A 5,890-nucleotide genomic window follows, 5' to 3' on the forward strand; every position below is an offset into this window, starting at 1 on the left:
TATTCCCCAAACCTGACACCGTCCCGCCCGTTATCCACTACACCACACGCGCCAAACCGTGGTTGTGCGATTACGGCAAGATTCCTTTTGAAGAAATCTATTGGCAATACTATTGCGCCGACTGGCCGGAAGCGTAGTCCCAGAAAGGGAATACCCTTCCCTTGCCTCAATTGACCTTAAAACAACCCATCATCAAAAACAAAAGGCCGTCTGAAATCGTTTCAGACGGCCTTTAAGCCATAAAAAAACAGGCAGAACATTCTGCCTGTTTTTTTGTTCAAAACTAACCATAGAGTGAGCATACCACCTTCAATCAGCGTTATCGTTATCCGATTAGATACCGCGCAACAATTCATTCACGCTGGTTTTCGCACGGGTTTGCACGTCCACGCGTTTGACGATAACTGCGCAGTAGAGGCTGTGGCTGCCGTCTTTGGAAGGCATGCTGCCGGATACGACAACCGAACCAGCCGGTACGCGGCCTTGATAGATTTCGCCGGTAGTACGGTCAAAGATTTTTGTGGATTGACCGATGAATACGCCCATAGAAATCACGCTGCCTTCTTCGACAATCACGCCCTCAACGATTTCAGAACGCGCACCAATAAAGCAGTTGTCTTCAATAATGGTAGGGCTGGCTTGCAGAGGCTCGAGGACTCCGCCGATACCGACACCGCCGCTCAAGTGCACGTTTTTACCGATTTGCGCGCAAGAACCGACAGTCGCCCAAGTATCGACCATCGCACCTTCGTCAACGTATGCGCCGATATTGACATAAGAAGGCATCAACACGACATTTTTCGCCACAAAGCTGCCACGGCGGGCAACCGCACCCGGAACTGCGCGGAAGCCTGCGCTGCGGAATTCGTCTTCAGACCAATCGGCAAATTTAGTCGGCACTTTGTCGAAGTATTTGTTCACACCGTCGTTGAGGATTTCATTGTCCTGAATGCGGAAAGACAGCAATACGGCTTTTTTCGCCCATTCGTTGACTTTCCATTCGCCCACACCCAAACGCTCGGCAACGCGCAGTTTGCCGGAGTCGAGTTGGCGGATGGTTTCCAAAACCGCTTCACGCACTTCGGGGGTAACGGTATGCGGATTGATTTCGGCACGGTTTTCAAAAGCCGTTTCAATGATGTTTTGCAAAGACATGTTGATTCCTTCAAGAGATCAGGGCCGTCTGAAACCTATTCAGGCCGCCCTATTACAAATATTTAACTCGTTATTTTGCCATGTAAAAGCGATTTCGTCAGCTATTAACATGATTAGCGCCGAGCGTTACACGGCCGGATTTTGGTTAAGCCAAGATTTTCAGACGGCCTGTTCAAGAGAGTTGAATCGTATTTATTTTCCAACCGGTTTCCCAATCACAATATGCAGACTGTCGATTCTGCCGACACACCGTGCCGATAAATCAATCTTCGCCGCCAATCTTTTGCAGAAGATTTTCAGCCACCACGCCGCATTCGATATTCCGCTTTAACGGTTTCGCGTTCAAATCTTTCAAGGCCGTCTGAAAGTCGGCGAAATCCATCAACTGCGAACCGAAACGGCGCATATGTTCCGTATCCTGCTGACAGTCTATCAGCGCAACGCCCAAATCCTCCAAAAACGGTACGGCGCAGGCAAACGCAATCTTTGACGCATCGGGACGCAAAGCAAACATCGATTCGCCATAAAACACGCAGCCGATTTGCACGCCGTAAAACCCGCCTGCCAACTGCATTTCGCCTTGCTCATCCGGCAGCCAGCATTCAAACGAATGCGCATGCCCCTGATGGTGTAGCTTCAAATAGGCCGTCTGAAACGCAGGTTCTATCCACGTTCCGTCCTGTTCTGGACGCGGCACATTGGCGCAATGGGCAATCACTTTTTCAAAACAGCGGTTGACCGTTACCCGATACGGCTTGTGACGCAAAGTTTTGGCGAGCGAACGGCCTATATGCAGGCTTTCCGGCACAATCACAGCTCGCGGCGCAACCGCATACCAGAAAAACCAACCGTCGCGGCTAAACCACGGAAAAATCCCCTGCCCATACGCCGACAACAGCCGCCCCGTATCCAAATCGCCGCTGACGCCGACCAAGCCGTCGCATTCGGCCAAAGCGTAAGACGGGTCGGGGAAACGATAATCCCGTGGTGCAAGAAAAGGAATCTTCATCGCAAAGCCCATAAAGTTTCAGACGGCCTCAGGCTGAAAATGCCCAAGGCCGTCTGAAAAATCAACATACAAACTGCTTAACGTTTGGTTTTGGTTTGGCATTCGCCGCATACGCCGTACATATACAGCGCGTGATCGACGATGCGGTAGCCGTTTTCTTCGGCAATTTTGTCTTGCAGCGCTTCGATTTCCGGATTGTGGAATTCGGTTACTTCGCCGCATTTCACGCAAACGATGTGGTCGTGGTGATCGCCTTTGTCCAATTCGTAAACCGCTTTGCCGGTTTCAAAGTGGTGGCGTTGCAAAATGCCGGCCTGTTCAAACTGGGTCAACACACGGTAAATCGTAGCCACGCCGATTTCCACGCCCTCTTCCAACAGGATACGGTACACATCTTCCGCACTCAAATGCTCCTCGGCATGAGTCTCGAATAAGTCCAAAATTTTCAAACGTGGACCCGTAACTTTCAAACCGCTGTCTTTCAATTGCGCAATGTTGCTGAATTTTTCCATAATATTCAATATCCCTGTAAGGTAATAACCGTTATAATACGCACTTTCCGCCCGTTTGCCCACTATTGGGCCGTTAAAGGGCGGCAATCTGCCGCCGGTCTTGCAATTGAAAATCGGCGAAAAGAAAAATTAAGAAGATGATTATCGTTTGCTTTTTAAAAATATTCAAGCGATGATAAACATCTTTCCCGAAATGACACAGAAAGGTAAGCCCGTGAATAAAGCCTTATGCCTTGCCATCGCCGCTATTTTAGGTCTGGCCTCATGCAGTGCCGAGCGCGTATCCAACTTTCCATCCTACAAACTTAAAATCATTCAAGGTAACGAGCTCAATCCGCGCGCCGTGGTTTCCCTGCGCCAAGGTATGACCCGCGACCAAGTCCAACTGCTGCTCGGTACGCCACTCCTGCGCGACGCCTTCCATGCCGACCGCTGGGATTACACTTTCAACACCAGCCGCAACGGCATCATCAAAGAACAAAGCAACCTGACCCTGTACTTTGAAAACGATGTCCTCACACGCGCCGAAGGTGATGCCATTCAGAAATCCATCGAAGCGGTTCAAGCCGGACAAAACATCGTTCCGACCACCGAAACCAAGCCGCAATAAGGAAGCCCCATGAGCGCATTGAAAATCGCCATTGCCGGCGTCAACGGCCGCATGGGTCGCGTTTTGGTTGAAGCGGTCAACAACCATCCCGATGCCGTCCTTTCCGGCGCACTCGAGCATTCCGGTTCGGAAGTATTGGGTTTGGATGCAGGCTTCGCCTCCGGCCTCAAAACCGGCGTTACCATTTCAGACGACGCAGATGCCGTACTGGCTCAAAGCGATGTCCTCATCGACTTTACCCGTCCCGAGCCAACCCTGAAACACCTGCAAAAATGCGTGGAAAAAGGCGTCAACATCATCATCGGCACCACCGGCTTCGACGACGCAGGCAAAGCCGCCATCCAAGCCGCAGGCGAAAAAATAGGCGTTGTCTTCGCCGCCAACTTCAGCGTCGGCGTCAACCTGACCTTCCACATCCTCGACACCGTCGCCCGCGTGTTAAACGAAGGCTACGACATCGAAATCATCGAAGGCCACCACCGCCACAAAGTCGATGCCCCAAGCGGCACCGCGTTGCGCATGGGTGAAGTCATTGCCGACGCACTCGGCCGCAACCTCAAAGAATGCGCCGTTTACGGCCGCGAAGGCCACACCGGCCCGCGTGATCCGTCCACCATCGGTTTTGCCACCGTCCGCGCAGGCGATATTGTCGGCGACCACACCGCCCTCTTCGCCACCGACGGCGAGCGCGTGGAAATCACCCACAAGGCCAGCAGCCGCATGACCTTTGCCGCCGGTGCTGTACGCGCCGCAGTTTGGGCAAACGGCAAAAAAGGCCTGTACGATATGCAAGACGTACTGGGTTTGAAAAACCGATAAACCCGCATCATCAGGTTTCATACCTTACAAGGCCGTCTGAAAGCACAACGTCGATTTTCAGACGGCCTTATTAAAAAGAAAGCCCCACCATGTCCTATCAACAAATCACCATCAACGTCAACGATGCCGTCGCCGAACGCCTTGCCGACGCGTTGATGGAACACGGCGCATTGTCCGCCGCCATTGAAGATGCCTACGCCGGCACAGAAAACGAGCAGGCCATTTTCGGCGAGCCGGGCATGCCGACCGAGCAAATCTGGCAACAAAGCAAAGTCATCGCCCTTTTCGGCGAAAGCGACGACGCCGCTTCCATTATCGAATCCGCCGCGCAGGAATGCGGTTTGAACGATTTGAAATACACCGGCGAAATTCTTGAAGATCAAGACTGGGTACGCCTGACCCAAGCGCAATTCGACCCGATTCAAATTTCCGACCGCCTATGGATTACCCCGTCTTGGCACGAAGCGCCCGACGGCAACGCCGTCAACCTGCAACTTGACCCGGGTCTTGCCTTCGGCACAGGCAGCCATCCGACCACCCGCCTCTGCCTCAAATGGCTCGACACACAGCTCAAAGGCGGCGAAAGCGTATTGGACTACGGCTGCGGCTCAGGCATTTTGGCCATTGCCGCCCTCAAACTCGGCGCAGGCTCCGCCATCGGCGTAGATATTGACGAACAAGCCATCCGCGCCAGCAAAGACAATGCCGCGCAAAACAACGTTGACGCGCAGTTCTACCTGCCGGACGGCCTGCCGCAAGGCCAATTTGATGTCGTTGTCGCCAACATTCTGGCCAACCCGCTGCGTATGCTCGGCGAAATGCTTGCCGCGCGTACCAAACAAGGCGGCCGCATTGTCTTGTCCGGCCTTTTGGACGAACAAGTCGAAGAACTCAGCGGCATTTACAGCCAATGGTTTGACATTGAGCCTGCCGAAATCGAAGAAGGCTGGGCGCGATTGAGCGGCGTCAAACGCTAAACCCGTTTTCCGATACAAAGGCCGTCTGAAATTTAATCTTTCAGACGGCCTTTTTGTACTTAAAACGCTGAATATTCCAGCAAAATCAGGTATAATTGCCTATTATTTTGACCTTTCGGAACACATCCGCCGCGCCCGTTTGACATTTCATCGCGCGCACGGAAAAATTCCTTGAAATTCAGCAAGAAAAGACCATGACTGACCAAAAACACGAAGAATACGGCGCCGACAGCATACAAGTGCTGGAAGGCTTGGAAGCGGTACGCAAACGCCCCGGTATGTATATCGGCGACACGCAGGACGGCAGCGGCCTGCACCACATGGTGTTCGAGGTGCTCGACAACGCTATTGATGAAGCGCTCGCCGGACATTGCGACAAAATCACCGTAACCATCCATGCCGACAATTCCGTCAGCGTGGCCGACAACGGCCGCGGCATGCCGACCGGCATCCACCCGAAAGAAGGCCGCTCCGCCGCCGAAGTCATCATGACCGTCTTGCACGCAGGCGGCAAATTCGACAACAACAGCTACAAAATCTCCGGCGGTCTGCACGGCGTGGGCGTATCCGTCGTCAACGCGCTGTCCGACTGGGTAACGCTGACCATCTACCGTGACGGCAAAGAACACTTCGTCCGCTTCGTACGCGGCGAAACCGAAGAGCCGTTGAAGGTCGTCGGCGATTCCGACAAAAAAGGTACAACCGTACGCTTCCTCGCCAGCAGCGAAACCTTCGGCAATGTCGAATACAGCTTCGACACCCTTGCCAAACGTATCCGCGAACTTTCCTTCCTCAATAACGGCGTAGA

The 5,890-nt window shown here is 53.0% G+C and carries 7 protein-coding genes; 4 read left to right on the forward strand and 3 right to left on the reverse strand.

What is annotated here, in order from left to right; translation table 11 throughout:
* Positions 1-333 precede the first annotated feature (333 nt).
* The 3 genes from dapD to fur all read right to left on the reverse strand — a co-directional run bounded on the left by dapD (position 334) and on the right by fur (position 2,739).
* On the reverse strand, positions 334-1,155 hold the full coding sequence (gene dapD / locus ACTHUE_RS09740; RefSeq protein ID WP_107792234.1) for a 2,3,4,5-tetrahydropyridine-2,6-dicarboxylate N-succinyltransferase: 822 nt from the start codon (positions 1,153-1,155) through the stop codon (positions 334-336).
* A 262-nt stretch (positions 1,156-1,417) separates the two neighbouring features.
* The gene (aat, locus tag ACTHUE_RS09745; protein ID WP_070460638.1) at positions 1,418-2,164 is read right to left on the reverse strand and encodes a leucyl/phenylalanyl-tRNA--protein transferase; all 747 of its coding nucleotides are present in this window, start codon (positions 2,162-2,164) and stop codon (positions 1,418-1,420) included.
* Positions 2,165-2,241: 77 nt separating this feature from the next.
* Positions 2,242-2,739 (reverse strand): ferric iron uptake transcriptional regulator, encoded by a 498-nt coding sequence (gene fur, locus ACTHUE_RS09750; RefSeq protein ID WP_003682812.1) that lies wholly within the window; start codon positions 2,737-2,739, stop codon positions 2,242-2,244.
* 151 nt (positions 2,740-2,890) lie between these two features.
* Here fur and ACTHUE_RS09755 point away from each other — a divergent pair, with 151 nt between their 5' ends.
* The 4 genes from ACTHUE_RS09755 to ACTHUE_RS09770 form a co-directional block, all read left to right on the forward strand.
* Complete coding sequence (locus tag ACTHUE_RS09755) at positions 2,891-3,286, forward strand: outer membrane protein assembly factor BamE (protein ID WP_049336924.1); 396 nt, start codon at positions 2,891-2,893, stop codon at positions 3,284-3,286.
* 9 nt (positions 3,287-3,295) lie between these two features.
* Entirely contained in the window at positions 3,296-4,105 is an 810-nt protein-coding gene (dapB, locus tag ACTHUE_RS09760) for a 4-hydroxy-tetrahydrodipicolinate reductase (protein WP_049336916.1), read from the forward strand.
* Positions 4,106-4,194: 89 nt separating this feature from the next.
* Positions 4,195-5,082: a 50S ribosomal protein L11 methyltransferase gene (gene prmA / locus ACTHUE_RS09765; RefSeq protein WP_049336915.1), complete on the forward strand. Its 888-nt coding sequence runs from the start codon at positions 4,195-4,197 to the stop codon at positions 5,080-5,082.
* Positions 5,083-5,276: 194 nt separating this feature from the next.
* Positions 5,277-5,890, forward strand: a 614-nt coding sequence (locus ACTHUE_RS09770; RefSeq protein ID WP_440423378.1) for an ATP-binding protein, incomplete at its 3' end; no start/stop codon positions are given.

The sequence above is a fragment of the Neisseria sp. P0021.S005 genome, assembly GCF_051956955.1.